The following is a 25941-nucleotide window of genomic DNA, read 5'->3' as shown; positions in this document are numbered from 1 at the left end:
GGGCGTGGCCTTTCCCGGGAAATTCGGGAAGCTCCTGCGCCCATGGCCCTGCGCGTCGGCATCGTCGGCCTGCCCAACGTGGGCAAGAGCACGCTCTTCAACGCCCTCACGGCGTCGGGGATCGCGGCCGAGAACTACCCCTTCTGCACGATCGAGCCGAACGCGGGCGTGGTGGCGGTGCCCGATGCGCGCCTCGCCGCGCTCGACGCGATCGTGCACAGCGCCCGCGTGGTGCCGGCCACCGTCGAGTTCACCGACATCGCCGGGCTCGTGCGCGGCGCCTCGCGCGGCGAGGGGCTCGGCAACCAGTTCCTCGCCCACATCCGCGAGACCGCCGCGATCGCCCACGTCGTGCGCTGCTTCGAGGACGAGAACGTGGTGCACGTCGACGGCGCGCCGGACCCGGCCCGCGACGTCGAGACCATCGACACCGAGCTCGGGCTCGCCGACCTCGACACGCTCCAGCGGCGCCTCGAGCGGGTGCAGCGCCAGGCGAAGAGCGGGGCCAAGGAGGCGCGGGAGGAGCTGGCGCTGCTCGAGCCGCTCCTCGCGCACGTCTCCGAGGGCCATCCGGCCCGCTCCTTCCCCGTGCCGGACGAGCAGCGGCCGCTCTTCCGCGCGCTCTTCCTGCTCACGGCGAAGCCCGTCCTCTACGTCGCCAACGTCGACGAGACCGCGCTCGCCGACGGCAACCCGCACGTCAAGGTGCTGGAAGAGCGCGCCGCCGCCGAGGGTGCCGGCGTGGTCCGCGTCTGCGCGCAGGTCGAGGCGGAGCTCGCCGAGCTCGCCGAGGAGGAGCGGCGCGAGTACCTGGCCACGCTCGGCCTCGCCGAACCGGGCCTGCACCGGCTGATCCACGCCGCCTACGAGCTGCTCGAGCTCGTCACCTACTTCACGGCCGGCGAGAAGGAGGTGCGCGCCTGGACGATCCGGCGCGGCACGCTCGCCCCGCAGGCGGCCGGCGAGATCCACAGCGACTTCGAGCGCACCTTCATCCGCGCCGAGGTGATCGCCTTCGAGGACTACGTGGCGGGTGGTGGCGAGGCGGGCGCGCGCGCCCGCGGGCTCCTGCGCGTCGAGGGCAAGGAGTACGAGGTCCGCGACGGCGACGTCGTGCACTTCCGGGTCGGGGCCTGATCCCCCCGCAGCGGAGCCTCGTACCTGCTCCGGAGGACGGCTCCCCCGCTCTCGAGGGTGTTGCGGGGGGATCGGCGCCCCTCTAGGGTAGGGCCCGATTGAACACCAGGTAAGCAGCGAACGTCCCGTTCCGGCCTACCGGGAGAACCCTCGATGCGCACCCGCCTGGCCGCCCTCCTCCTCACGACCGGCCTCGCCCCCCTTCTCACCTCCTGCATCCCCGCGAGCTTCGGGACCCCGTGGTTCCAGTTCACCTCGCCCGCCGTCTTCGAGATCTTCGTCGCGGACGACTTCGGGTTCGCGCTCGACGCGCCCGCGCCCGAGCTGAGCTCGAGCCTCGAGATCTGGCTCGACGGCCAGCTCGTGGACCCGGGCCAGTACGTGTACGGCGGGAACGGCGTGCAGGGCGCCCTCCACGACGTCGAGCCCGGCTACCACCTCCTGCTCGCGAAGCTCCGGCTCGCGGGCCCCTTCGCCAGCTTCCCGCTCTTCGCGTGGAGGGTGATCGAGGTGGCCGGGCCGGCGAGCTTCCAGGTGCGCGGCAGCATCGGCCAGGTGCACGTCACCCACGCGACGCCGGGGGCCGAGGTCCAGCTCCTCGACGCGGGCTCGCAGGTGGTCGCCGAGGGCGAGACCGACGAGCTGGGCAGTCTCATCTTCCGCGAGGTCGAACCGGGCTCGGGCTACCGCGTGCTCTCCGCCGAAGGTCCGGCTGCCCTCTCGGATCCCCTCACGGTCCTCGCCTTCGAGAGCAGCACGCCGCCGCAGGCGTTCTACGACGACCAGGTCCTCGCGCCCGGCTTCGGCTACATCACGACCCGCGACGGCACGAGGCTCTCGGTGTTCGTCGCGCTGCCGGGTCCGCCGGAGGAGGGGCCGTATCCGGTCCTCGTCAACTACTCGGGCTACACACCGTCGCAGCCGGTGGGCCAGATCTCGGTCGGCGGCATCGACCCGCAGGTCGTGGCGCTCCTGTGTCCCGACTACCCGGTGCTCTGCGACGGCCCGAACGCGCCCGAAGCGCTGCTCGCCGGCGTGCTCGGCTACGCGACGGTCGGTGTGAACATGCGCGGCACCGGCTGCTCGGGCGGCGCCTACGACTTCTTCGAGCCGCTCCAGCTCACCGACGGCTACGACGCCATCGAGATCGTGGCCGCCCAGGAGTGGGCGGGCAAGGTCGGCATGGTCGGGATCTCGTACCCCGGCATCAGCCAGCTCTTCGTCGCCTCGACGCATCCTCCGCACCTCGCGGCGATCACGCCGCTCGCGGTGATCTCGGGCGTCGACACCACGCTGGCGCCCGGCGGGATCCTCAACGACGGCTTCGCGGTCCAGTGGGCCACCAACGTGCTCGACGGCGCGGACCCGTACGGCCAGGGGTGGGAGCAGGGCCGCGTGGACGCCGGCGACACGGTCTGCGAGGAGAACCAGCTCCTCCACTCGCAGAAGGTCGACATCATCGCCAAGGCCTACGCGAACCCGTACTACGACCCGGCGATCTACGATCCGTTGAGCCCGCGCACCTTCGTGGACCAGATCGACATCCCCGTGTTCACCTCGGGCGCCTGGCAGGACGAGCAGACCGGCAACCACTTCCCGGAGCTGTGGAACCTCTTCACCGGCTCCCCGCTGGTCCGCTACACGGGCTACGACGGCGCCCACGCCGACGGCTTCTCGCCCTACGTGCTCGCCGAGTGGAAGACCTTCCTCGACTTCTACGTGGCGGAGGAGTTGCGGCCCGTCCCGGAAACGATCCGTCTCGTGGCGCCGCTGCTCTTCGAGGCGGTGTTCGGCGCGGGGGTCGAGCTTCCGCCGGAGCGCTTCTACGGGATCCATCCCGATCTGGCGAGCGCCAAGGCTGCCTACGAGGCCGAGCCCGCGATCCGACTCCTGATGGAGATGGGCGGCGCGCCGGGCGAGGTGGCGGGCGCACCGATCCCCGGCTTCGAGCTCTTCTTCGACTCGTGGCCGCCGCCGGACACCACCCCGCAGCGCCTCTACCTGCACACCGACGGCTCGCTGCGCGACTTCGAGCCGGGCGAGCCCGCCTCCTCGTCGGGCTTCCGGCACGACGACGCGAAGGGCCAGGAGACCTACGCGAGCGTGCGCTCGTTCGAGCAGGTGCCGCAGGAGATCGTCTGGAGCCCCTGGCAGCCGGACCGCCAGGCCGTGTTCGTCTCCGAGCCCTTCGCGAACGACGTCGTCATGGCGGGCAGCGCCAGCGCCGACCTGTGGATCCAGTCGACGGCCAGCGACGCGGACCTCGAGGTCTCGCTCTCCGAGGTGCGTCCCGACGGCCAGGAGATGTACATCTCGAGCGGCTGGCTGCGCGCCAGCATGCGCGCGCTCGCGCCCGAGTCGACGGCGCTGCGGCCCGTGCCGACGCGCCTCGAAGCCGACCTCCAGCCGCTCGAGCCCGGCGAGTGGGCGCTGGCGCGCGTCGAGGTCTATCCGTTCGCGCACGCCTTCCGTGCGGGCTCGCGGCTTCGCGTCGAGATCTCCACGCCCGGCGGCAACAAGGGCCGCTGGCAGTTCGACGTGCTGCAACTCGGGGAGGGCGTGCTCCACGCCGTCTCGCACTCCGCAGCGCATCCGTCGAGCCTCCTGCTGCCGGTGATCCCGGGTGTCGTAGTGCCGACGCCGCTGCCGCCGTGCCCGAGCCTGCGCTCGCAGCCCTGCCGCGAGTACGTGCCGCACGCGAACCTGCTGCTCGAGTAGCACCCCACCGCGCACGTCTTGCGTTCCTTCACGCGCGCGCCATCCGCACGCCATGTGACGGGAACGTTCAGCCGGCCGCCAGCCCTGCGTCACGACGCCTCCGTATCGTGCGCCCTCCTCGATGGGAGGGGGGAGGATCGTGAGGCTTGGATCTCGTGGAGGGGTGTTCGTCTTCGCCGCCGCCTTGCTCGCCGCTCCGCTCAGCGGCTGCGATACCGCGCCGGTGCGCGTGCGCCTGACCCACTTCGGCAGCGGGAACGTCGACGGGCTCTGGTTCTGGCGGCTGCAGGGCGGGACGTACCAGCGGGTGTGTCGGATCGATCTGTCGGATCCCTACGTCTCCGGGGGCGCCGAGGTCGTCGACTACCGGCAGACCTGTCTCGACGGGCGCTCGAGCAGCGCGCCGTGGCAGGCGGCCGTCGAGCGCGTGGGCTCGCAGACCGTGGAGCTGCGGCTCACCTACCGGCGCGCCGGGACGCTCGCCGCGCACCGCGCCAGCGCCTTCAACCAGCACGGCGAGTCGGCGCTGTCGTCGGCGTCGCTGAGCCTCTGAGGCACCGGGCCCGGGGCCGCCCGCAGCGCGCCGGCGGATTCCGGGGCCCGGAGGCTTCCGCCTCCGGGCCCCGCCATCGCCCGGCCGGGGAGCCCGGCTACTCGGGCTTCCGGTACACCGCCACGACGGCCGCGCCGCCGAGGCCGATGTTGTGCTGGATGGCGACCTTCGCGCCGGGGACCTGGCGCCTGTCCGCCTGGCCGCGCAGCTGCCAGGTGAGCTCGGAGCACTGCGCGAGGCCCGTCGCGCCGAGCGGGTGGCCCTTCGAGATCAGGCCTCCCGACGGGTTCACGACCCAGCGCCCGCCGTAGGTCGTGGCGCCCTCGTTCACGAGCTCACCGCCCTTGCCGACCGGGCACAGGCCCAGCGCCTCGTAGGTGATCAGCTCGTTCGCGCTGAAGCAGTCGTGGAGCTCCACGACCTGCGCGTTCTCGGGCCCGAGGCCGGACTGCTCGTAGGCCTTCTGCGCCGCCTTGCGCGACATGTCCCAGCCGACCAGCTTGATGTCGCTCTTCTCGTCGAAGCTGCTCGGCGTGTCGGTCGCCATCGCCATGCCGGCGATCTCGATCGCCTGGGCCCCGAGGCCGTGCTTCTTCACGAAGTCCTCGCTGGCCAGGATCGCCGCGCCCGAGCCGTCGGAGGTCGGGCAGCACTGCAGCTTGGTGAGCGGGTCGTAGACCATCGGCGCGTTCAGGATGTCCTCGAGCGTGTACTCGTCCTGGAACTGCGAGTAGGGGTTGTTCACCGAGTGCTTGTGGTTCTTCCAGCCGATCTTCGCGAACACCTCGGGCTTGGTGCCGTACTTCTCCATGTGCTCGCGGCCGGCGTTGCCGAACATCTGCGGCGCCGCCGGCGCCTTGGCGAAGCCGCGCTTCTCGACCATCGCCTTCATGTGCTTGTCCATCGGCACCGTGCGGTCGGTGTACTTGATGCCGAGCGAACCCTTCTCCATCTTCTCGAAGCCCAGCGCCATCGCGCAGTCGACGAGCCCGCCCTCGACGAGCTGCTTGGCCATGAAGAGCGCCGTCGAGCCGGTCGAGCAGTTGTTGTTGACGTTGTAGATCGGCACGCCCGACAGGCCGATCTCGTAGACGGCGCGCTCGCCACAGGTCGAATCCCCGTAGCAGTAGCCGACCGCCACCTGCTCCACCTGGTCGTAGGAGACCTTCGCGTCGGCCAGGGCCTTCTGGCCGGCCTCGCGCGCCATGTCCGGGTAGTCCCACTGCTTCGACCCGGGCTTCTCGAACTTCGTCATCCCGACACCGATCACGTACACCTTGCGAGACATCGCTTCGGATCCTCCTGGGGGTTTCTCGAACCGGTTCACGAATCGCTTCGCAGCGCCGCGGCCGCCAGCTCGCGCCAGAGCGCGAACAGCCGGCGGCGCTCGCTGTCGTCGCTGCGAAGGAGCTTCTGGAGCGCCATGCCGCGCGCCAGATGCATGGTGAGCTCGAGGACCGCGTCGAAGCGCTCGGCGCGGGCGAGCGGGCCCGCGATCTCGCGCCACAGGCCGGCGAGCGCGCGGCCCGCGGCGCGCTCGAAGCCGACCAGCGAGCGGTGCAGCTCCGGGTCGGTGCGCGCCGCCACCCAGAGCTCGAGCGCGGCCAGGAAGAGCGGGCCCGAGAAGGCCTCCTCGACGAGGACCAGGAGCGCCCGCAGGCGCTCGTCGGGATCGGCGGCCGGCGGGAGCGAGGCCGCCCGCCGGCGCAGCTCGGCGGCGCGGCGCGCGGCCAGGTGCGCGACGGCCGAGACCACGAGGTCCTGCTTCTTCGGGAAGTGGTGGACCTGGGCGCCGCGCGAGAGGCCGGCTCGCTCGCAGACGGCGGTGGTCGTGGTCTGCGCGTAGCCGAGCGCCTGGAGCGACTCGAGCGTCGCGTCGAGCAGGCGGGTGCGCGTCCCCGCGCTCCGCTCCTCCTGGGAGCGGCGCGGGCGGGGGTCGGAGACCGGGGCGGGGGGAACGGCGCGCGCCAAGGCCCGGACGCTAGCGGGATCGAACAAACAGTCAAGACTGCATGTAAGGCCGACCGGCCGGATCCAGGGGCAGCGGCCTCCGGGCCGGTCGGCTCCGTTCGGCGCGGCCGCGGCGCTACGGGTCGCCGCAGAGGGGCGAGGGCTTGCCGAAGAGCCAGCCCTGCCCGAACGGGATGCCGAGGCTGCCGAGCGTGCGCAGCTCCTCGAGCGTGTCGAGGCCCTCGCCGACGATCCGCGCACCGAGGTCGCTCGCGAGCGTCTGGAGGGCGCGCAGGATCGTCTGGCGCACGGGGTCCTCGTCGATCCCGCGCACGAACCCGCGATCCACCTTGATGAACTCGGGCGCCAGCTCCGCCACCGCCTCCAGGCTCGCGTAGCCGGCCCCGGTGTCGTCGAGCGCGAACTGGAAGCCGAGCTTGCCGTAGCCGTCGCGCACCTCGCGGAAGATCTCGTAGTTGTCGATCGACTCCTGCTCGGAGATCTCGAAGACCACGTCGCGGGGCCCGAGCGCGCAGCGCTCGAGCGTGCGGATCAGCGCGTCGGGCTGGAAGCTCGGGTCGTGGAACGACGAGGGGCGGATGTTCAGGAACAGCTTCGCACCCTGCGGAAAGCCCACCGCGCCGGCCAGCGCCGCCGTGCGGCACAGGCAGTCGAGCGCGAAGAGCAGGTCCTCGTCGGCGGCGACCTCGAAGAGCTCGAGCGGCGCCGCGAGGTGCGAGCCGGCCGGGCCCCGCACGAGCGCCTCGTAGCCGAACACGGTGAGCGCGTGGGCGTCGACGATCGGCTCGTAGACCGAGTGCACCGTCCCGTGCACGAGGATCTCCATCAGCTCGCGGCGCCGGCTGCGGGCGAGCAGGCGCTGGTTCAGCTCGGCGTCGGCGCGCGCGGCCTCGACAGCGTCGCGGAGCTGGGTGCGTTCGGCCAGCAGCGGATTGCGCAGCGTATAGGCCTGTCCCACCGCGAGCGGCGGGAGCCGGCGCAGGTAGGGATACCCGATCCGGGCTCCGAGTCGCGCGAGCCGCTCGGCGATGGCTCGTTCGAGCGCCGGCAGCGCCTGCCCGAAGAGCTCGCCGCGCGCGCCTTCGGCCGGCATCAGCGCGATCACCTCGCCGCGCCCGAGCTCACCGCGCGCGAGCGTCACGGAGAGGCCCCAGAGCTCGCGGCAGGCGGCACCGATCTCCTCGCCGATCGCGACGAGCGCGCGGCCGTGCGCTTCGTGGCCGTGGCGGCGCTCGAGCACGTCGAGGCGGGCGGCGTCGACGAGCACGACCCCCAGCGCGCCCGCCCGCGAGAACGCGCCGGCCACCTCGTCCGCCGCCGCCGCGATCGGCGCCAGCGCCGGCGCGACGGGCCACGGCCCGCGCCGCTGCGGACCCGCGTCGCTCATCCCTGGTCCCGGTCCATCGTCCCGAGCGGATCGGCCGATCCGGGGGCGGCGTTGAGAACCGGGGGGATACGACTCGACCCCGAGGGGCCCGAGCGCATCCCGGACGGCTCCGGGTGATACTGCCGCGATGCCGAAGGCCATCGAGATCGAGAAGACGGGCGGGCCGGAGGTCCTCGTGCGGGTCGACCGCGACCCGGGCCCGCCCGGGCCCGGGCAGGCGCGGATCCGGGTTGCCGCCGCGGGCGTGAACTTCGTCGACGTCTACCTCCGCACCGGCGTCTACCCGCGCCCGCTGCCCTTCGTCGCGGGGCTCGAAGGCGCCGGCCGCATCGAGGCCGTCGGGCCCGGCGTCCACGCGCTCGCGCCCGGCGACCGCGTCGCGTGGGCCTCCGTCCCGGGCTCCTACGCAGAGGTCCTGGTGGCGCCGGTCGCTTCGCTGGTGCGGATCCCGGACGGCGTCGCCGACGACGTCGCCGCCGCCGCGCTGCTCCAGGGCATGACCGCGCACTACCTGGTCCACGCCCTGCGCGAGCCGCGACCCGGCGCGTGGGCGCTCGTGCACGCGGCCGCAGGGGGCACCGGGCGGCTCCTCGTGCAGATGCTGAAGCGCGCCGGCCTGCACGTCGTCGCCACCTGCTCGACCGCACAGAAGGCCGCGCTCGCGAGCGAGGCCGGCGCCGACCGCGTGGTCCTCTACACGCAGGAGGACTTCGTCGCCGCCGCGCGCGAAGCGAGCGGCGGCCGCGGCGTCGACGTCGTCTACGACGGCGTGGGCCGCGCCACCTTCGACGGGAGCCTCGCCGCGCTGCGGCCGCGCGGGCTCCTCGCGCTCTTCGGGCAGGCGAGCGGACCGGTCCCGCCCTTCGACCTCCAGCGCCTCAACGCGGGCGGCTCGCTCGTGGTGACGCGCCCCTCCCTCGCCCACTTCACGGCGACGCGCGCCGAGCTCGAGCTGCGCGCCGGCGAGGTGCTCGGCGCGATCGCCGCCGGTGGGCTCGCCGTCCGGATCGGCGCGCGCTTCCCGCTCGCGCGCGCCGCCGACGCGCATCGCGCGCTCGAGGGCCGGACCACCACCGGCAAGGTGCTGCTCACGACCTGAGCCGGCCTGCCCTATCCTGCGCCCCGTGCCGGGGCTCGACGTCGCGGGCGGAACGCTGCACTGGGAGGCGCACGGCGCGGGCCCGCCGCTGGTGCTGGTCCACGGCTCGGGGGGGAGCGCGCTGTCCTGGTGGCAGCAGGTCCCGCGCTACGCCCGCCACCACCGGGTGATCACCTACGACGTCTTCGGCTTCGGCCGCTCGGCGGGCGATCCGGCGGCGCGCCATCCCCGGCGGCTCGCGGGCGACCTGGCGGCGGTGCTCGACGCGGCCGGGGTCGCGCGCGCCGCGCTCGTCTGCCAGTCGCTCGGCGGCTGGACCGGGCTCCCCTTCGCGCTCGCCCACCCCGAGCGCACGGCAGCCCTCGTGCTTTCCGGGTCCCCGGGCGGGCTCGTGACGCCCGCCATCGCGCGGGATCTCGCGGGCCTCCCCGAGCGCATGGCGCGGCGACCGGGCCTCGCCGGCATGGCGCTCGCCGAGGACTACCCCGCGCGCGAGCCCGCGCTCACCTTCCTCTACGAGCAGATCGGCGCGCGCAACCCGCCCGACGTGATCGCCGCCTACGGCGCTGGGCTCGCCGAGGTGGTGATCCCGCCGGCCCGGCTCGCCGGCTTCGCGGTGCCGACGCTGCTGGTCGCGGGCGAGCAGGACGCCTTCTTCTCGCCGCCGGCCCTCGCGGAGGTCGCCGCCGCGATTCCGGGCGCGCGGATCACGATCTTCCCCGGCGCCGGACACTCGCCGTACTGGGAGATCCCGGCGGCCTTCGACGCCGAGATCCTCCGCTTCCTCGAAGGAGTCGCCCCGTGGCCCGCTTCGTCCTGATCGGCCGTGACGGTGCGCGCGGCCCCGAGCTGCGCCCGCGCCATCGCGAGGCGCACCTGCGCAACCTGCGCCCGCTGGCCGAGGCGGGCCGCGTCGTCCACGCCGGCCCCCTGCTCGACGACACGGGCGCACCGTGCGGCAGCGTGGTCGTCTTCGACGCCCCCGACCTCGCGAGCGCGCGCCGCTTCGCAGCCAGCGATCCCTACGTGGTCGAGGGTGTCTTCGGGAGCTGGGAGGTGCTGGCGACCCGGCAGGTGTTCCCGGAGCCGGCGCCCGAGCCGAGTGGCTAGCTAGAGCGTGAGTGCGAGCGCCGCCTCCGCGACCAGGCGCCGGATCGCGGCGCCGGCGGGATCGGGAAGATCCGCAAAGCGCACGCCCATGCCGACCGGGAGGTTGTCGCGGTGCAGGTTGCCCGGGACGTTCGTGTAGACCACGACGCCCGGGGCGCGCACGGGGCCGGCGCCGACCGGCATCTCGATCTCGACCCGCGCGCCACGCATCGCGGGCCGCGGGGTCTCGAGGTAGGTGCCGCCCGCCGCGAGCGTGTAGACCCGCGCGGATTTCTGGCGCCCCGACTGGAAGACCTGCGCGGGAAGGTCGACGGGGGCGCGCGTCTCGCGCCGCACGAGCCCGCCGCCGTCCTCGGCGAGCGCGCGGTTCACCTGGAAGCGCAGGCGCGCGTCGTCGAAGGGCTCCCAGAGCGCGAGCCGGACCCCGGAGGCGCGCAGCTCCCCGAGGATGTCTCCGGACGGTGTCGGTCCGGTCACGATGTAGGCGAGCTGCCCGCCCGGCGCGCCGGTGGCGAGCGCGGCGAGCGCAGCCGGCAGGTCGATCACCGCCAGGTCGGGGGGGATCAGCGCAACGCCGATCAGGTGACGGTGCTCCTCGACGAGCCGGAAGGCGTCCTCCGGGCTCTTCGCGCGCAGCGTGCGGTAGCCCAGCCGGCGCAGCCGATGGGCGAGCGCCGCCCGCGGCGCACCGCCGCCGTCCATCACGAGGACGCTTCGTTCGAGGGGCATCGCGATCCGGACCTCGCCCCTGCTCATCGGCGCGACGGGGGGACCGGGTTGAGCGCGGCCTGGCTGCGCGCGCGCTGCCGGCGCCGGCTAGCACGGCTCCGCGTCGAGGATCTCGGAGACTACGAGGCCGGGTGCCGACGGCCTGCCGGTGTCGAGGATCGGCAGCGCGTCGAGCAGCTTTGCGAGATGGCGGTGGGTCGCGTCCGCGACCGCCCCGAAGCCCAGCACGAGTCCGCGCTCGCCGTCGTCGCGCGCCACCTCCACGTCGAGCACCAACGGCGTCTCGCCCGGGCTTCCGTAGAGGGCAACGCGCAGCCGCTGGCCGACGAAGAGCGCCGGGTTCGGGGCGACGCGCATGCCACCCGGCGAGAGGTCGTGGCCCACCAGCACGCGGGCGGCCTCGTCGTCGAGCGCGACCACCCGGCGGCCCTCGTAGGTGCGACGCGGCTCGCGGCGGCGCTCGTCGGCGCCGGCAGGAGCGGGCGCGGCGGGCGCGCTGCCGGCGCCCGCGGAGCCGGCCAGCGCGGCGTCCGGTACGGGCCAGCCGGCGGGTGCGACGGAGGAGATGCCCGGCTCGTCCTCGGGCGGATCGACCGGGGTCGGGGGCGGCGCAAAGCGCCGCCAGGCCGCCGCGACCTCGCGGCTGTCGCAGGCCGCAGGCCCATCGCTGTAGGCGCCGACCGACTCGCGCAGCCGCTCGCGCACGCGCTCGGAGACGCCCTGGAACTCGACCGCGAAGCCCGGGTCCCCGTCCCGCACCGCGCGTACCACCCGGCCGGCGACCGTGAAGCTCCGGCTCGGCGTCACCGGATCGGGGAGGTACACCGTGACACGACGGCCGGGAGCCAGCGGCTGGCAACCGACGAGCTGGCAGCCGCGTGTCGAGAGATCGGCGAGCAGCGCAGGGTGGGAGCGAAGGGTCACGCGGAAGCGCACCGGCACGCCGACCGGGACGCGCCGCGCGCGGCGGTCGGGCCCGCGGTAGAGCGCGTGGAGCAGGAGCAGGCGCACGGCGACCGGGTGCACCGGGCGCCGGAGCACGAGGTCGACGCCAGCCCGGCGGCACAGCGCGCGCAGCGTGCGCGCGTCGTGGTCGAGGACCGCGATGCGCACCACGCGCGCTCCGCTTCCGGCCCGGTGCACGTCGCGCAGGTGCCGCGCGGTGGCGAGCACGACCGCGATCTCGACCTCGTCACCCGGCGGCTCGCGCGCCTCGATCGCCCGCGCCCCGACCGCCTCCACCAGCGCGCGCACCTCCGCGAGCTCCCCATCGTGGAGCAGCAGCACGTTGCGGCTGGACACGTCGATCGCCACCGACGACCTCGCGGAAGGACCCCCTCCGCGATCGGCAAGTGTCGGAGGCAGCTGTAGGACGCCGGTCCGGCTTCGCGGATCCGGGGCTACGGTCGCGGCCCCTCGGGGTTCAGATCCGTGGAGCCGCGCGCCGATGAGGTCCCCGTCACGCCTCCGACGGAGATCCCGTGTCGCGCCATCCCCGCCCGGCGGCCCTGCTGGCAGCCCTCGCGCTCGCTCTCCCCTTCGCTGGCTGCGGAGCGGGTGGGGATCACGCGATCCGCGAGCCCGGCCGCGCGGAGGAGGGCGCCGGCGGGGATGCCGTCGGCGAGGTGCTCGGGGCGGTCTCGCGGGCCGTCGGTGTGGAGCAGGCGGATCCGCCCGACGCGGGCCCCGGCTACTGGCGCTACACGGAGCCGAGCGGGTCGGTTCGCTTCGTCCAGAGCCTCGCCGAGGTGCCGGCCTCGGCACGCGCGGGCGCCGAGCACATCGCCACCGGAGCCCCGCGGCCGGCCGCGGCGCGGCGCACCGCCGCGGCGCCCGCGCGTTCGCTGCGCCCGCGGCGCCCGGCCCCGGAGGAGCCTGCCCGCCACGCGGACGCCGCGGTCGTCGTCTACACCACGTCGTGGTGCGGCTGGTGCCGCAAGACCCTCGCGTGGCTCGACGAACGCGGGGTCGACTACGAGAACCGCGACATCGAGCGCAACCCGGAGTGGGCAGCGGAGCTCGAGCGCAAGACGGGAGGCCAGTCGATCCCGGTCGTCGACGTCGGCGGCCGGCTCGTGCGCGGCTTCGATCCGGGGACCCTCGAAGAGCTCCTCTGACGAGGCGCGGGTGGGCCGCGGAGCGGCGAAGCCGCCCGGGGACCCGACGGCCGCCCGCCCGCGGGTGCGCCGGGCATCGGCCCATGCCATCCTCGCGCGCCCGTGACGAATCGCTTCGATCGCGACACCGCCGTCCGTCCGGCCGGCGCCGCCGGCCCCGGCACCTACGAGGGGCGCATCGACCGCGGCTGGTGGGTGGTGCGCGGCCCGAACGGCGGCTACGTCGCCGCGCTGCTGCTGCGCGCGCTGTCGGCCGAGGTGCCGGCGGAGCGCGCGGCGCGCTCGCTCACCGTGCACTACACGGCTCCGCCCGGCGAGGGGCCCGTGCGGATCGAGACGCGCGTCGAACGCGTCGGCCGTTCGCTCTCGACGGTGTCGGGCCGCCTCGTGCAGGGCGACCGGCTGCTGGCGCTCGCGCTCGCCGCCTTCTCGCTCCCGCGGCCGGGGCCGGGCTTCGACCACGCGCGGATGCCCGAGGTGGCGCCGCCCGAGGCCTGCCCCCCGTCCTCGGGCACGATTCCGCTGCACGAGCGCTACGAGTCGCGCTGGGCGGTGGGCGGGCTGCCGGGCGGCGGCGCGGAGGAGGCCTCGAGCGGCGGCTGGATCCGGCTCGCCGAGCCGCGCTCCGCCGACGCGCTGCTGGTCGCCGCCTACACCGACGCGTGGCCGCCGGCCGTCTTCTCGAGGGCGCCCTCGCGCGAGGCGATGGGGCCGGTGCCGACCGTCGACCTCACGGTCCACTTCCGCCGCGAGCTCCCGTTGCCTGGCGCCCGGTCCGACGACTGGTGCCTCGCGGTCTTCCGCTCGCGGCTCGCGGCCGGCGGCTTCCTCGAGGAGGACGGCGAGATCTGGAGCCGGGACGGGCTCCTGCTGGCCCAGTCGCGGCAGCTCGCCGTCATCGGCTAGCAGCTCGCCCGCAGCGCACGGGCAGGGCGGCCACACCCCCGTTCAGGCGCGTCCGTGACCGTCCGAAAGGACCGATCATGCGTGCGCCGGATCCGAGCGAGCCGCGGGTGGCGCGAGCCGGCCGTCCCTCCCTCGCCGCCCTCGACGGCGGCCGCCCGGAGCGGACCGCCGGCGCGGGTGGCTCCCTGGTCATGGTCCACGGCCCCACCCTCGGCCGGCACTGGCCGATCGAGCGGCTCGAGCTGCTGATCGGCCGCGACGAGGGCTGCGACGTGGTCGTGGCGCTCGAGACCGTCTCGCGACGACACTGCATCGTTTCGCTGGACGATGGCACGGTGCGGGTGCGCGACCTGGGCTCGACCAACGGCACCTTCGTCGACGAGTGTCCGCTGAAGGGCGACGAGGAGGTCCCGCTCGCCTCCGGCAACCGCCTGCGCACCGGCAGCGTGATCTTCAAGTTCCTCCAGGGCGACTCCGTCGAGACGCTCCATCACGAGGAGATCTACCGCACGATGATCGTCGACGGTTTGACCCAGGCCCACAACCGCCGCTTCCTCCTCGAGTTCCTCGACCGCGAGCTCGCCCGCCACCAGCGCCATCAGCGGCCGCTCTCGCTGCTGCTCTTCGACCTCGACGGCTTCGATCGCATCAACGACGACTGGGGACAGCTCACCGGCGACGCGGTGCTGCGCGAGCTGGCCGAGCTGGTGCGCGCGCGCGTGCGCCACGAGGACTGCTTCGCGCGCCGGGGCGGCGAGGAGTTCGCGGTGGCGCTCTCCGAGACCGATCCGGAGGGAGCGCGGCTCTTCGCGGAGCGGGTGCGTCAGCTCGTCGAGGAGCACGAGTTCCGGGCCAACGGCGAGCGGCTGCCCGTCACGATCTCGGTCGGCGTCGCCACCGCCCCGCCCGACCTGCGCGACGCCGAGGCGTTCCTGGCCCAGGCCGACGCGCGGCTCCACGAGGCGAAGCGGCAGGGACGCCATCGGGTGGCGCGCTAGCTAGCGCGCTTCGTAAGGGACGCCGGGGCCTCGGAGCGGGCCGGTTTCCGTGCTCGAGACTCGCACGCGACCGCCTGCGCCTGGACCCGTGACCGCCAACGGCGCTGCGCTCTGCGCGCGGAAACCGGCCCGCTCCGAGGCCCCTCCCTGCCGACGCGACGAACCGCCCGGCGAGACTCGCACGCGACCGCCTGCGCCCGGGCCGCCGCGCTGCGGTAAGGTGGCGCTCCGCCGGAGGGCTCCCATGCCGCTCGATCCCCAGGCCCGGTTCCTGCTCGACCAGCTCGCGGCCGCCGGCGCTCCCGCGCTGCACGAGATGACACCCGTGCAGGCGCGCCAGGCCTTCGAGTCGATGCGCCTGCCGGTGCCGGGTGAGCCGGTGGCCGCGATCGAGAACCTGCGCGTGCCGGGGCCGGCCGGCGAGATCCCGGTGCGGCTCTACGTGCCGGCAGGTGCGGCGGCACGCTCGGGCGCGCTCGTCTACTTCCACGGCGGCGGCTGGGTGATCGGCAGCCTCGAGACCCACGAACACCTGTGCAGGGCGCTCGCGAACCGCGCGGGCGCACGGGTGGTGTCGGTCGACTACCGGCTGGCACCGGAGCATCGCTGGCCGGCGGCCGCGGAGGACTGCTACGCGGCCACGTGTCACCTGGGCGAGCACGGCGGCGCGCTCGGGATCGACGGCACGCGGCTCGCCGTGGGGGGCGACAGCGCCGGCGGCAACCTGGCGGCCGTGGTGGCGCTGCTGGCGCGCGAGCGTGGCGGCCCGCGCCTCCGCCACCAGGTCCTGATCTACCCGGTCACCGACCACGACTTCGAGCGCGCGTCCTACCGCGAGAACGGCAGCGACTACTTCCTCACCACCGAGGCGATGCGCTGGTTCTGGGGCCACTACGTCCCCGACCCCACCCGCCGCGACGACCCGAGCGCCGCCCCGCTGCGCGCCGAGAAGCTCGCGGGCTTGCCGCCCGCCACCGTGATCACCGCCGAGTACGATCCGCTGCGGGACGAGGGCGAGGCCTACGCCGCGCGCCTGCGCGAGGCCGGCGTCCCGACCTCGCTCTCGCGCTACGAGGGCCAGATCCACGGCTTCGCGTCGATGCTCGACCTGCTCGAGGCCGGCCGCCGCGCGGCGGACGAGATCGGCGCGGCGCTGCTCGGCGCACTCGCGTAGCCGGCGCTCTCAGTGCCGCACCAGCTTCGCCACCGCGTTGGCGAGGATCCGCAGCCCGATCTCTCCGGGGGTCAGGATCGACTCCGGGTGGAACTGCACGGCCGCCAGCGGCTCGCGCTCGTGCTCGACGGCCATGACGACCCCGTCCTCGCTCTCGGCGGTGACGCGCAGCTCGAGCGGGAGCGCGTCGGAGCGAGCATGGAGGGAGTGGTAGCGGCCGGCGCGGAAGCGCCGCGGCAGGCCTTCGAAGAGCCCGCCGCCGCGCACCTCGATCGTCGAGGCCTTGCCGTGCACCGGATAGCCCAGCACGTCGAGCTTGCCGCCGAGGTGCTCGACCAGGCCCTGGAGGCCGAGGCACACGCCGAAGGCCGGCAGCCGCCGCTCGCGCAGCGCCCCGAGCGTGCCGGGGACGTCGAAGTCGGAGGGCGAGCCCGGGCCGGGCGAGAGCACGACGAGGTCCGGCCGCAGCCGGTCGAGCTCGGCGTGCGGGAAGCCGGCCCGCCAGGTCACCACCTCGGCGCCGGTCTGGCGCAGGTAGTTGGCGAGCGTGTGCACGAACGAGTCCTGGTGGTCGACGAGCAGGATGCGCAGCCCCGCGCCGACCCGGGTCTGGTAGACGCGCGGCGCCTCGGCCTCGACGCCCGCGGGCCTGCGGATCGCGTCGAGCAGCGCCGAGGCCTTCACGTGCGTCTCCTCCTCCTCGGCCTCGGGATCGGAGTCGTAGAGGAGCGTCGCCCCGGCGCGCACCTCGGCGACACCGTCGAGCACCCGGATCGTGCGCAGGGTGAGCCCGGTGTTGAGGCTGCCGTCGAAGCCGACCAGGCCGACGGCCCCGCCGTACCAGGCCCGGGCGGAGCGCTCGTGGTCCTCGACGAACTGCATCGCCCAGGCCTTCGGCGCGCCCGTCACGGTGACGGCCCAGGTGTGGCACAGGAAGGCGTCGAGCGCGTCGAAGCCGGGGCGCAGCGTGCCCTCGACGTGGTCGACGGTGTGGATCAGGCGCGAGTAGAGCTCGATCTGGCGCCGGCCGATCACGCGCACCGAGCCCGGCTCGCAGATCCGCGACTTGTCGTTGCGGTCGACGTCGGTGCACATCGTGAGCTCGCTCTCCTCCTTGGGCGAGGAGAGCAGCGTCTGGATCTGCTCGGCGTCCTCGAGGGCGTCCCGGCCGCGCCGGATCGTGCCCGCGATCGGGCAGGTCTCGACGCGGCGGCCCTCGACGCGCACGAACATCTCGGGCGAGGCGCCGACCAGGTACTCGCCGTCGCCCAGGTTCATCAGGAACCCGTAGGGAGAGGGGTTGCGCACGCGCAGGCGCCGGAAGATCTCGGCGGGCGAAGCGGCGGCCGGCTCGGCGAAGGTCTGGGACAGCACCACCTCGAAGAGGTCCCCGCGCCGGAAGGCCTCGCGCGCGGTGCGCACCGCGGCGGCATACTCGCCCGGGCCGTGGTCGCTCGGGCGGGCCACGGCCCCGGGCGCCGCGGGCGTGAAGGGCGTCACGGTGCCGGTTCGGGCGAGGCCGGCGGTGGAACGCCCGTCGGCCTCGAACTCGTAGCGCCGCCGGGTCGCCAGCTCGCGGCGGTGGTCGACGACCACGATCTCGTCGGGCAGGAAGAGCACGACGTCGCGCTGCCGCGCCGGGCGCTCGAGGCACAGGCGCAGCGGCTCGAACTGGAAGGCCAGGTCGTAGCCGAACGCGCCGTAGAGCCCGAGGTGCGGGTCCTCGGGCGAGCCGAAGAGCTCGACGAGCGCGCGCAGCACCGAGAACACCGAGGGCTGCTTGCTGCGCTCCTCCTCGGGGAAACGCCCTTCGGGCGTGGCGAGCCGGGCGCGGAGCGAACCGGCGCTGGCCTCGAAGGCTTCGAGTGAAGGCAGCGCTTCGAGGGCGCGCGCGATCGGGGCGAGCAGCACGCGGCCGCGCTCGCCCGCGGCCTCGACGCGCAGCTCGCGGCCGCGCGCGACGACGGTGAGCGGCGGATCCGCGAAGCCCAGGTCCCAGCGCGTGTAGCGGCCCGGGTACTCGTAGCTCGACGCGAAGAGCACGCCGCGCCGCTCGTCGAGCGCGGCGGTCAGCACCTCGATCGCGGCCGCGCCGTCGATCGCCTCGACCGTGCGCTCGACGCGCAGCCCACCGCGGGTCCGGTAGCTCTGGGCTTCACTCATCACGGGCTCTCCAGCGGAGGGGGAAACGAAAAAGGCCGCCTCGGGAGGCGGCCTGGGTCCATGCGCGCGCGAACGAGGGCCGCCTCAGGAGCGAGGGAGCCACCACCAGCCGAAGGAGGGCATGCCGACGAGCAGCGCGCGCGGAGACATGGCGGGGACGGTCCCACACGGGCGGGAGCGCGTCAAGCCCGCAGCTCCGCGAGCGCCTCCGCGAGCCGGCCGAGCGCGTCCTCGACGTCGTCGGACGAGACGTCGAGGTGCGTCACCGCCCGGAAGCGGCCGGGCTCGATCGGGTTCACGAGCAGGTCGCGGGCGCGGGTGGCGCGCAGGAAGGCCATCGTGTCGGGCACCTCGAAGAGCACCATGTTGGTCTCGGGCTCCGGGGCGACGCGCAGGCCGAGCTCCGCGATTCCCCGGGCGAGCCGGCGCGCGTGCGCGTGGTCCTGCGCGAGCCGCTCGACGTGGTGCTCGAGCGCGTGGAGCGCCGCCGCGGCGAGCATGCCGGCCTGGCGCATGCCGCCCCCGAGCCGTTTGCGTACGCGTCGCGCGCGCAGGATCGCCTCTCGCGTCCCGCACAGCACCGAGCCGACGGGCGCCCCGAGCCCCTTCGAGAAGCAGAACGCGAGGGTGTCGAAGGGCGCGGCGATGCGCGCCGCCGGGACGCCGCTCGCCACCTCGGCGTCGAAGAGGCGGGCGCCGTCGAGATGCGCGCGCAGGCCGAGCTCGTGCGCGGCCGCGACCGCCTCGTGCAGCGCCGCGAGCGGGAAGACGCGCCCGCCCGAGGCGTTGTGGGTGTCCTCGGCCACCAGCAGCGTGGTGGGGGCGAGGTGCGGGTCGGCCGCCGGCACGACCGCCGCGCGCAGGTCGGCAGCCGTGTAGCGGCCCGCCGCGCCGATCGTCGCGATCTGCACGCCGGCCAGCGCCGAGGCGGCGCCGCCCTCGTAGCGCAGCACGTGCGCGCCGGCGGGCGCCAGCACGACCTCGGCGGGGCGCGTGTGGAGCTGGATCGCGATCTGGTTCGCCATCGTGCCCGAGGGCACGAAGACCGCCGCCTCCTTTCCGACCCGCGCCGCCGCGGCCGCCTCGAGCGCGTTGACGCTCGGGTCCTCGCCGTAGACGTCGTCGCCGAGCGGCGCGCGCGCCATCGCCTCGCGCATCGCGGCCGTGGGCCGGGTCACGGTGTCGCTGCGCAGGTCGATCGGCTTCACGCCGGCAGCTCGATCACGGGCTCCTCGGGATGGCGGCGGTACAGCACGACGGTGTGTCCTACGAGCCCCAGGAGCGTGGCGCCGCTGGCCTCGGCGAGGCGGCTGGCCATCGCCGTCTTCTCCCGCGGCTGCCGCATCCGGACCTTCACCAGCTCGTGATGGAGGAGCGCCTCGTCGAGGGCGCGCAGCACCGCCTCCGTGATCCCGGCGTCGCCGACCCGCACGGCCGGCTCGAGGCGTTGGGCCAGGCCCTTCAGGTAGCGGCGCTGGCGGGCGCTGAGGGGCGGGGCGTCCATCGTGTGCGACGGTAGCGCGCAGCCACCGGTGTCGGGTGTAGACTGCCCGCGGTGCGAGCCACCAGAAGGAGGACCCATGGCGAGCCTGATGGAACGGGCGATCGGCGCGGCGCGCCTCGACGCTGCCACCTACGAGGAGGTCGAGGCCGACCCGAGCGCGCTCGGGCAGGCGATGGCCGTGGTGGCGCTCGCCTCGGTCTCGACCGGGATCGGCGCCTCCCTGGCCTCGGGCGGGGAAGGCGTGAACCTGGTGTTCGGCGTGCTCCTCAACTTCGTCGGCTGGTTCGCGTGGGCCCTCGTCGCGTACCTGGTGGGAACGCGCATCCTGCCGACCCCGGAGACCCAGGCCGACCTCGGCCAGATGCTGCGCACGACCGGCTTCTCCGCGGCCCCCGGCATCCTCGGCATCGTCGGTGCCGTGCCGATCCTGGGCGGCCTCGTGCTGCTCGTGCTGCGGCTCTGGCAGCTCGCGTCGATGGTGATCGCCGTGCGCCAGGCCCTCGACTACACCAGCACGGGTCGAGCGGTGGGAGTCTGCGTGATCGGCTTCGTCGTCTACCTGCTGATCAGCCTGCTGCTGGCCGGCCTCGTCATGACGAGCGTGATGGCGGTGGGCGGAGCGCCGGCGCCGGCAGCCACCATGCCCTGAACACACGCGCTCCGCGCCGGGCGCCCGCCGGCGGCGGCTCGAGCGAGGTTCCGCCCGGACTGACTCCCGGTCCGATTGTGCGCGCCCTGGCCGGGGGTTAGCTTGCGATCTCCCCCGAGGCGGAGCCGATGCCCGACGAGTCCGCAACCCGGCCCGGGGCCCCGGGCCACCCCCCCCGCTACCCGAGCCCCGACCCGAGCCCGCGCTTCCCGGAGATCGAGCGCCGCGTGCTCGCGTACTGGGAGCGGGAGGGGATCTTCCGCGAGTCGGTCGAGCGGCGGCCGGCGGGGCCACGCGGGGCGAACGAGTACGTCTTCTACGACGGGCCGCCCTTCGCCAACGGCCTGCCCCACTACGGCCACCTGCTGACCGGCTACGTGAAGGACATCGTCCCGCGCTACCAGACCATGCGCGGCCGCCGCGTGGAGCGCCGCTTCGGCTGGGACTGCCACGGGCTCCCGGCCGAGATGGAGGCCGAGAAGGAGCTCGGCGTCTCGGGCCGCGCTGCGATCCTCGAGTTCGGCATCGCGAACTTCAACGAGCACTGTCGCACTTCGGTGATGCGCTACACGCAGGAGTGGGAGCGCTACGTCACCCGCGCCGGCCGCTGGGTCGACTTCCAGAACGACTACAAGACCATGGACCTCTCCTACATGGAGAGCGTGATCTGGGCCTTCAAGCAGCTCTGGGACAAGGGGCTCGTCTACGAGGGGGAGCGGGTCCTGCCCTACTCCTGGGCGGCGGAGACGCCCCTCTCGAACTTCGAGACGCGCCTCGACGACGCCACCCGCGAGCGCCAGGACCCGGCGCTCACGGTGCGCTTCGAGGTCCGGGAGCCGGCCGCGGACGGGCCGACCGAGATCTGGGCCTGGACGACGACGCCCTGGACGCTGCCCTCGAACCTCGCGCTCGCGGTGGGGCCCGCGATCGACTACACGATCCTGCGGCTCGGGGACCGGCGCATCCTGGTCGCCGAGGCCGCGCGCGAGCGCTTCGCGCGGGAGCTCGAGGGCGCCGAGCCGATCGCGATCCGCCGCGGCGAAGCCTTCGCGGGCCTGCGCTACCGCCCCCTCTTCCCGTTCTTCGCCGACACGCCGAGCGCCTTCGTCGTGCTGGCCGCGGACTTCGTCGCCACCGAGGAGGGCACCGGCGTCGTCCACGTGGCGCCGGGCTTCGGGGAGGACGACCTGGCGGCCGGCCAGGCGGCCGGGATCCCGACCGTCGTGCCCGTCGACGACACCGGCCGCTTCACCGCCGCCGTCGAGCCCTGGGCCGGTACCAACGTCTTCGACGCGAACCCGGAGATCATCCGCACGCTCAAGCAGCGCGGCGCGCTCGTGCGCCACGACACGATCGTGCACAACTACCCCCACTGCTGGCGCACCGACCAGCCCCTGATCTACCGGGCGATGACGTCCTGGTACGTGCGCGTGTCGGCCTTCGCCGGGCGCATGCTCGAGCTGAACCAGCAGATCCGCTGGATCCCCGAGCACGTGCGCGACGGGCGCTTCGGCAAGTGGCTCGAGGGCGCCCGGGACTGGTCGATCAGCCGCAACCGCTTCTGGGGCTCGCCGCTCCCGGTCTGGCGCAGCGACGACCCCGCCCACCCGCGCATCGACGTCTACGGCAGCCTCGACGAGCTGGAGCGCGACTTCGGCGTGCGGCCGAAGGACCTGCACCGCCCCACGATCGATGCGCTCGTACGGCCGAATCCCGACGACCCGAGCGGGCGCAGCACCATGCGCCGGGTGCCCGAGGTGCTCGACGTCTGGTTCGACTCGGGCTCGATGCCCTACGCGCAGGTGCACTACCCCTTCGAGCACCGCGAGTGGTTCGAGACCCACTTCCCGGCCGACTTCATCGTCGAGTACGTGGCCCAGACCCGGGGCTGGTTCTACACGATGATGGTGCTCTCGACGGCGATCTTCGACCGCCCGCCCTTCCAGAACTGCATCTGCCACGGCACCGTCCTCGACGAGAGCGGCCGCAAGCTCAGCAAGCGCCTGCGCAACTACCCCGACCCCCTCGAGGTCTTCGAGAGCCAGGGCTCCGACGCGATGCGCTGGTACCTGGTCTCCTCGCCGGTCCTGCGCGGCCTCGAGCTGCGCATCGACCGCGAGGGCAAGGGCATCGCCGAGGTGGTGCGCAGCGTGCTCCTGCCGCTGTGGAACGTCTACTCGTTCTTCTGCCTGTACGCGAACACCGAGGGCCCCGCGTTCACGGCGCGCGTCCGCAGCGACCAGACGGGGCGGCTCGACCGCTACGCGCTCGCGAAGACCCGCGAGCTGGTCGACACGGTGCGCGAGCGCATGGACGCCTACGACCTCGGCGGCGCCTGCCAGGCCGTGACCGGCTTCCTCGACGCGCTCACCAACTGGTACGTCCGGCGCAGCCGCGAGCGCTTCTGGCGCGCCGGCCTGGACGACGACAAGCGCGACGCCTTCGACACGCTCTACACCGTGCTCGTCACGGTGGCGAAGACCGTGGCGCCGCTCCTGCCCTTCGTGGCCGAGGAGATCTACCGGGGCCTGACCGGCGAGCTCTCCGTGCACCTCGCCGACTGGCCCGACGCCGAGGCGCTGCCCGCGGACCCGAAGCTCGTCGCCGAGATGGACCGCGTGCGCGACGCCGCCTCCGCGGCGCGCACGCTCCGCGAGCGCGAGAACGTGCGCGTGCGCCAGCCGCTGGCGTCGCTCACGCTCGCGGGCCCGGGCGTCGCGGACCTCGCGCCCTACGAGGACCTGCTGCGGGACGAGGTCAACGTGAAGGCCGTGCGCCTCGCCGGCTCGATCGAGGAGTGGGCGAGCGTCCAGCTCCAGGTGAACGCGCGCGCGCTCGGACCGCGGCTCGGCACGGAGATGAAGACGGTGCTCGCGGCGGCGAAGCGCGGCAGCTGGCGGACGCTGCCCGACGGGCGCGCGGAGGTCGCCGGCCAGACCCTCGAGCCCGGGGAGTTCCAGCTCCGCCTGCTCCCGAAGCCGGGGGTCGCCTGCGAGCCGCTGGCGAGCAACGACGCGATCGCCGTGCTCGACCTCGTGCTGACCCCGGAGCTGCTCGACGAGGGCGTCGCCCGCGACGTCGTCCGGGGCGTGCAGCAGGCGCGCAAGGAGGCCGGCCTGCACGTCTCCGACCGGATCCGGCTCGTGCTGGTGGCGCCGGAGGACTGGCGTCCCGCCATCGAGCGGCACCGCGACTGGATCGCCGAGCAGACGCTCGCCCGCGGCCTCGAGCTGCCGGCGGCGCTCCCCGACGACGCCCTCTCGCGACACGAGGCCCGCTTCGGCGAGCACTCCCTGGCGATCGGCCTGGCCCGCGTCCCCTGAGCCCCCGTCTCCCGCTGGAGGAGCCCCCATGAGCAGCTACTACGCAGCGAGCATGCGCCTCTACCTGGACCGGCTCGTCGACTGGGAGACGCTCCTGCGGCTGCGCGACGGCGGCGCCCCCGACGTCGCGGGCGAGCTCGGCGCCTTCCGCAGCGTGCTCGAGACGACGGCGCAGCTCGCCGAGAGCTTCGAGCGCCCCGCCCGCGAGCACTGGGAGGTGGAGGCCGAGCTCAGCGAGGACGGCGGCGCGCGCCCGCCCGCGCACATCCGCGCCGCCTACGATCGGCTGCGCGAGGCCGGCCTGGTCTCGCTCATGGTGTCGGACACCTACGGCGGCGCCGCCCTTCCCGGGATGCTGAACGGCTTCTACCTCGAGATGGTCTCGCGCGCCGACACCAGCCTGATGACGGTGGTCGGGCTCCAGACGGGCGTCGCCGGCGACATCGAGAAGTACGGCTCGGAGGAGCTCCGGCAGGCCTGGCTGCCGCGCTTCGCGAGCGGCGAGGTCCAGGGGGCCATGGACCTGACCGAGCCGAAGGCCGGCAGCGACCTGGGCGGGATCACCACGCGGGCGGCCGATCGGCCGGACGGCACGGTGCGCGTCGACGGGGTCAAGATCTTCATCACCAACGGCGGCGCCGAGGTGCACCTGGTGCTGGCTCGCGACGCCGATCACTTCGAGGAGTCGAAGGGCACCACCAACGGCCTCTCGCTGGTGCTGGTGCCGCGGCGCCTGCCGGACGGCTCGCGCAACGGCGTGCGCGTCGCGCGGCTCGAGAAGAAGCTCGGCATCCACGGCTCGCCCACCTGCGAGGTGGTGTTCGAGGACGCCGTCGGCTGGCGGCTCGGCCAGAAGGGCCAGGGCTTCCGGGCGATGCTCGACCTGATGAACAACGCGCGCCTCGGCGTGGCCGCCCAGGCGATCGGCGTGGCAGCGGCGGCGCTGCACGACGCCCACCGCTACGCCCACGAGCGCCAGCAGTTCGGCCAGCCGATCGCGAAGCAGCCGCTGGTGCTCGCCATGCTGGCCAAGATGCAGGTCAACATCGAGGCAGCGCGTGCGCTCCTCTACCACACCTTCGAGCTGATCGACACGAACGCCGCCCGCGAGCGGGCGCTCGCGCGCGGCGACCTGGCCGCCGACGCCGCGAGCCGGATCCGCGAGGCCGTGGAACGCGACGTGGTGCGGATCCGGCTCCTCACCCCCCTCTGCAAGTACTACGCGACCGAGATCTGCCACGACGTCACGCGCGACGCGATGCAGGTCTTCGGCGGGATCGGCTACACGATGGACGCCGACGTCGCGAAGCTCCACGCCGACAGCCTGATCATGACCGTCTACGAGGGCACCAGCGAGATCCAGGCCAGCTTCGCCCTGCGCGAGATGGGCAAGGGCGCGCTCGGCACCATGGTGGCCGAGCTGCGCCACCAGCTCGGCGCGATGAAGAGCGACGCCCAGCGGGCCGAGCTGGCCAAGCAGGTGGACGGCACCGTCGGCCGGATCGAGGAGTGCGCGGCGGTGCTCTTCTCGGACCTCGGCTACGCGCTGTTGCGCGCCAAGATGATCGCCGAGATGGTGATCAACGTGATCGCCGCGACCGAGCTCCTGCGCCAGGTCGGCGCCGACCCCGGGCGCCTCGACCTCGCGGAGGCCTTCGTGCGCCGGCGCATGCTCGAGACCGAGGCGATGGCGCGGCGCATCCGCGAGAACCAGGCGGGCCGCCTCGAGCGCGACGAGCGGATCCTGGCGGCCTACGGAGCCGCCGGAGGCTGAAGGACCCCGGAGGGATCACCCCGGGAGCCGGATCCGCGGACTCGGCGCAGGAGCGCGCCGGCACCGAGCACGATCGGGACGAGGACCGCCAGCGCGAGCCACGGGCGCCGCCCGGTCGCGGCGGCCGGCGCCGGCCCGGTCTCGAGCCGCAGCTCCGACACGCTGACGACGCCGGGGCCGAGCATGCCGACGCCGAGCTCGAGCCGCACCGGCTGCGCGCCGTCGCGGCCCGCCGGCACCGCGAGCGCGAAGCGCCGCGGCGCGGCCGTGCCGTGCAGGGGCGCCGCGGGGTCGCTCGCGTCGAGGGTGCGCGCCACCTCGCGGTGGCCGTCGGGGAAGACCGCGGCCAGCTCGAGCCACGCTTCCGGGTCGATCTCGAAGGCCTCGACGCGGCCGCTGATCCGGCTCGCACCGTGGAGCGCGGGCGCCTCCACGACGAGCAGGACCGTGTGCGAGGGCCCGTCGTGGCCCATCACGTCGGCCGTGCGACGGGTCAGCACCCCGTCGGGGCCGAGCGCGGCGCCGGCGATCCGCAGCGGCTCGTCGGCGCCGGCGCGCACGGCCACGAGCAGGACGAGGCAGGCAAGGGCGTTCGCGGAGCGCACGGGGCAGGCCTCCCCGTCCCCGCT

Annotated in this window: 22 protein-coding genes; 13 read left to right on the top strand and 9 right to left on the bottom strand. The window is 74.2% G+C overall.

Features of this window, described 5'->3' with window-relative positions; all coding sequences use genetic code 11:
- The first annotated feature begins 42 nt into the window (after positions 1 to 42).
- The 3 genes from ychF to OZ948_02510 all read left to right on the top strand — a co-directional run bounded on the left by ychF (position 43) and on the right by OZ948_02510 (position 4408).
- Positions 43 to 1137 (top strand): redox-regulated ATPase YchF, encoded by a 1095-nt coding sequence (ychF, locus tag OZ948_02520; GenBank protein MEB2343596.1) that lies wholly within the window; start codon positions 43 to 45, stop codon positions 1135 to 1137.
- Positions 1138 to 1290: 153 nt separating this feature from the next.
- Positions 1291 to 3855 (top strand): CocE/NonD family hydrolase, encoded by a 2565-nt coding sequence (locus tag OZ948_02515; protein MEB2343595.1) that lies wholly within the window; start codon positions 1291 to 1293, stop codon positions 3853 to 3855.
- Positions 3856 to 3994: 139 nt separating this feature from the next.
- Positions 3995 to 4408, top strand: coding sequence for a hypothetical protein (locus OZ948_02510; GenBank protein MEB2343594.1), 414 nt, complete (start codon positions 3995 to 3997; stop codon positions 4406 to 4408).
- Between the two features lie 97 nt (positions 4409 to 4505).
- On the opposite strand, the gene OZ948_02505 is transcribed toward OZ948_02510, so the two are convergent.
- The 3 genes from OZ948_02505 to OZ948_02495 form a co-directional block, all read right to left on the bottom strand.
- Positions 4506 to 5696 carry a lipid-transfer protein gene (locus OZ948_02505; protein MEB2343593.1) on the bottom strand — a complete coding sequence of 397 codons (1191 nt, stop codon included), beginning with the start codon at positions 5694 to 5696 and terminating at the stop codon, positions 4506 to 4508.
- A 35-nt stretch (positions 5697 to 5731) separates the two neighbouring features.
- Positions 5732 to 6379, bottom strand: a complete 648-nt coding sequence (locus tag OZ948_02500) for a TetR/AcrR family transcriptional regulator (protein ID MEB2343592.1) — start codon at positions 6377 to 6379, stop codon at positions 5732 to 5734.
- A 115-nt stretch (positions 6380 to 6494) separates the two neighbouring features.
- Entirely contained in the window at positions 6495 to 7766 is a 1272-nt protein-coding gene (locus OZ948_02495; protein MEB2343591.1) for an EAL domain-containing protein, read from the bottom strand.
- A 127-nt stretch (positions 7767 to 7893) separates the two neighbouring features.
- Between OZ948_02495 and OZ948_02490 the strand changes: the two genes are divergently transcribed.
- The 3 genes from OZ948_02490 to OZ948_02480 are packed head-to-tail and all read left to right on the top strand — an operon-like array spanning position 7894 to position 9975.
- Complete coding sequence (locus OZ948_02490) at positions 7894 to 8865, top strand: quinone oxidoreductase (GenBank protein MEB2343590.1); 972 nt, start codon at positions 7894 to 7896, stop codon at positions 8863 to 8865.
- Positions 8866 to 8890: 25 nt separating this feature from the next.
- A complete protein-coding gene (locus OZ948_02485; protein MEB2343589.1) occupies positions 8891 to 9685 on the top strand; it encodes an alpha/beta fold hydrolase in 795 nt (264 codons plus the stop codon).
- Positions 9667 to 9975 (top strand): YciI family protein, encoded by a 309-nt coding sequence (locus tag OZ948_02480; GenBank protein MEB2343588.1) that lies wholly within the window; start codon positions 9667 to 9669, stop codon positions 9973 to 9975. Before OZ948_02485 ends, OZ948_02480 begins: the two co-directional genes overlap by 19 nt.
- On the opposite strand, the gene OZ948_02475 is transcribed toward OZ948_02480, so the two are convergent.
- On the bottom strand, positions 9976 to 10704 hold the full coding sequence (locus tag OZ948_02475; GenBank protein ID MEB2343587.1) for a PilZ domain-containing protein: 729 nt from the start codon (positions 10702 to 10704) through the stop codon (positions 9976 to 9978).
- Between the two features lie 87 nt (positions 10705 to 10791).
- Complete coding sequence (locus OZ948_02470) at positions 10792 to 12018, bottom strand: PilZ domain-containing protein (GenBank protein MEB2343586.1); 1227 nt, start codon at positions 12016 to 12018, stop codon at positions 10792 to 10794.
- 167 nt (positions 12019 to 12185) lie between these two features.
- Here OZ948_02470 and OZ948_02465 point away from each other — a divergent pair, with 167 nt between their 5' ends.
- The 4 genes from OZ948_02465 to OZ948_02450 all read left to right on the top strand — a co-directional run bounded on the left by OZ948_02465 (position 12186) and on the right by OZ948_02450 (position 15899).
- Complete coding sequence (locus tag OZ948_02465) at positions 12186 to 12821, top strand: glutaredoxin family protein (protein ID MEB2343585.1); 636 nt, start codon at positions 12186 to 12188, stop codon at positions 12819 to 12821.
- Between the two features lie 102 nt (positions 12822 to 12923).
- Positions 12924 to 13727, top strand: a complete 804-nt coding sequence (locus OZ948_02460) for a thioesterase family protein (GenBank protein ID MEB2343584.1) — start codon at positions 12924 to 12926, stop codon at positions 13725 to 13727.
- Positions 13728 to 13804: 77 nt separating this feature from the next.
- Positions 13805 to 14725, top strand: a complete 921-nt coding sequence (locus tag OZ948_02455; protein MEB2343583.1) for a GGDEF domain-containing protein — start codon at positions 13805 to 13807, stop codon at positions 14723 to 14725.
- 244 nt (positions 14726 to 14969) lie between these two features.
- Entirely contained in the window at positions 14970 to 15899 is a 930-nt protein-coding gene (locus OZ948_02450) for an alpha/beta hydrolase (GenBank protein MEB2343582.1), read from the top strand.
- A 9-nt stretch (positions 15900 to 15908) separates the two neighbouring features.
- On the opposite strand, the gene OZ948_02445 is transcribed toward OZ948_02450, so the two are convergent.
- From OZ948_02445 to yhbY, 3 genes are all read right to left on the bottom strand, one after another.
- On the bottom strand, positions 15909 to 18062 hold the full coding sequence (locus OZ948_02445) for an anthranilate synthase component I (GenBank protein ID MEB2343581.1): 2154 nt from the start codon (positions 18060 to 18062) through the stop codon (positions 15909 to 15911).
- A 182-nt stretch (positions 18063 to 18244) separates the two neighbouring features.
- Positions 18245 to 19270, bottom strand: a complete 1026-nt coding sequence (locus OZ948_02440; protein ID MEB2343580.1) for a beta-eliminating lyase-related protein — start codon at positions 19268 to 19270, stop codon at positions 18245 to 18247.
- The gene (gene yhbY, locus OZ948_02435; GenBank protein MEB2343579.1) at positions 19267 to 19566 is read right to left on the bottom strand and encodes a ribosome assembly RNA-binding protein YhbY; all 300 of its coding nucleotides are present in this window, start codon (positions 19564 to 19566) and stop codon (positions 19267 to 19269) included. The genes OZ948_02440 and yhbY overlap by 4 nt, the downstream gene beginning before the upstream one ends.
- A gap of 76 nt (positions 19567 to 19642) precedes the next feature.
- On the opposite strand from yhbY, the gene OZ948_02430 reads away from it, so the two are divergent.
- The 3 genes from OZ948_02430 to OZ948_02420 all read left to right on the top strand — a co-directional run bounded on the left by OZ948_02430 (position 19643) and on the right by OZ948_02420 (position 25312).
- Positions 19643 to 20215 carry a YIP1 family protein gene (locus tag OZ948_02430; protein ID MEB2343578.1) on the top strand — a complete coding sequence of 191 codons (573 nt, stop codon included), beginning with the start codon at positions 19643 to 19645 and terminating at the stop codon, positions 20213 to 20215.
- Between the two features lie 128 nt (positions 20216 to 20343).
- Positions 20344 to 23538, top strand: coding sequence for an isoleucine--tRNA ligase (gene ileS / locus OZ948_02425; GenBank protein ID MEB2343577.1), 3195 nt, complete (start codon positions 20344 to 20346; stop codon positions 23536 to 23538).
- A gap of 28 nt (positions 23539 to 23566) precedes the next feature.
- A complete protein-coding gene (locus OZ948_02420; GenBank protein ID MEB2343576.1) occupies positions 23567 to 25312 on the top strand; it encodes an acyl-CoA dehydrogenase family protein in 1746 nt (581 codons plus the stop codon).
- On the opposite strand, the gene OZ948_02415 is transcribed toward OZ948_02420, so the two are convergent.
- The gene (locus tag OZ948_02415) at positions 25291 to 25917 is read right to left on the bottom strand and encodes a hypothetical protein (protein ID MEB2343575.1); all 627 of its coding nucleotides are present in this window, start codon (positions 25915 to 25917) and stop codon (positions 25291 to 25293) included. The two genes, OZ948_02420 and OZ948_02415, sit on opposite strands and share 22 nt — an antisense overlap.
- Between the last annotated feature and the right edge of the window lie 24 nt (positions 25918 to 25941).

It is taken from the genome of Deltaproteobacteria bacterium (assembly GCA_035063765.1).
Classification (GTDB): domain Bacteria; phylum Myxococcota_A; class UBA9160; order UBA9160; family PR03; genus CAADGG01.
This window is presented reverse-complemented; position numbering and strand designations above follow the sequence as displayed.

Bases quoted from the DNA above. Each gene is read 5' to 3' on its own strand.
- ileS (MEB2343577.1), top strand. From the start codon at position 20,344: ATGCCCGACGAGTCCGCAACCCGGCCCGGGGCCCCGGGCCACCCCCCC.
- OZ948_02495 (MEB2343591.1), bottom strand. From the start codon at position 7,766: ATGAGCGACGCGGGTCCGCAGCGGCGCGGGCCGTGGCCCGTCGCGCCG.
- OZ948_02515 (MEB2343595.1), top strand. From the start codon at position 1,291: ATGCGCACCCGCCTGGCCGCCCTCCTCCTCACGACCGGCCTCGCCCCC.
- yhbY (MEB2343579.1), bottom strand. From the start codon at position 19,566: ATGGACGCCCCGCCCCTCAGCGCCCGCCAGCGCCGCTACCTGAAGGGC.
- OZ948_02445 (MEB2343581.1), bottom strand. From the start codon at position 18,062: ATGAGTGAAGCCCAGAGCTACCGGACCCGCGGTGGGCTGCGCGTCGAG.
- OZ948_02475 (MEB2343587.1), bottom strand. From the start codon at position 10,704: ATGCCCCTCGAACGAAGCGTCCTCGTGATGGACGGCGGCGGTGCGCCG.
- ychF (MEB2343596.1), top strand. From the start codon at position 43: ATGGCCCTGCGCGTCGGCATCGTCGGCCTGCCCAACGTGGGCAAGAGC.
- OZ948_02455 (MEB2343583.1), top strand. From the start codon at position 13,805: ATGCGTGCGCCGGATCCGAGCGAGCCGCGGGTGGCGCGAGCCGGCCGT.
- OZ948_02490 (MEB2343590.1), top strand. From the start codon at position 7,894: ATGCCGAAGGCCATCGAGATCGAGAAGACGGGCGGGCCGGAGGTCCTC.
- OZ948_02420 (MEB2343576.1), top strand. From the start codon at position 23,567: ATGAGCAGCTACTACGCAGCGAGCATGCGCCTCTACCTGGACCGGCTC.
- OZ948_02505 (MEB2343593.1), bottom strand. From the start codon at position 5,696: ATGTCTCGCAAGGTGTACGTGATCGGTGTCGGGATGACGAAGTTCGAG.
- OZ948_02430 (MEB2343578.1), top strand. From the start codon at position 19,643: ATGGCGAGCCTGATGGAACGGGCGATCGGCGCGGCGCGCCTCGACGCT.
- OZ948_02450 (MEB2343582.1), top strand. From the start codon at position 14,970: ATGCCGCTCGATCCCCAGGCCCGGTTCCTGCTCGACCAGCTCGCGGCC.